This window comes from Vibrio sp. 05-20-BW147 (assembly GCF_013369385.1).
Taxonomy (GTDB): domain Bacteria; phylum Pseudomonadota; class Gammaproteobacteria; order Enterobacterales; family Vibrionaceae; genus Vibrio; species Vibrio floridensis.
Genome location: NZ_SZTO01000117.1, coordinates 1 through 243 on the forward strand (window position 1 = coordinate 1; position 243 = coordinate 243).

At 46.1% G+C, this 243-nt stretch carries 1 tRNA gene; it reads left to right on the top strand.

Going from position 1 to position 243, the window contains the following annotated elements:
* The first annotated feature begins 127 nt into the window (after positions 1-127).
* Positions 128-203: transfer RNA gene (locus FC652_RS20380), tRNA-Thr, on the top strand.
* The last annotated feature ends 40 nt before the right edge of the window (positions 204-243 follow it).

Consider the following 243-nt stretch of genomic DNA (forward strand, 5'->3'; position numbering starts at 1 on the left):
CCATTCCGAACTCAGAAGTGAAACGAAATAGCGTCGATGGTAGTGTGGGGTTTCCCCATGTGAGAGTAGAACATCGCCAGGCTTCAAATTTAAAAAGCCGTAATAACGACTTTTAAAAGATTTGTGTGCTGATATGGCTCAGTCGGTAGAGCGCATCCTTGGTAAGGATGAGGTCCCCAGTTCGATTCTGGGTATCAGCACCATGATTTTACTTAGCGACCATAGCGTTTTGGACCCACCTGA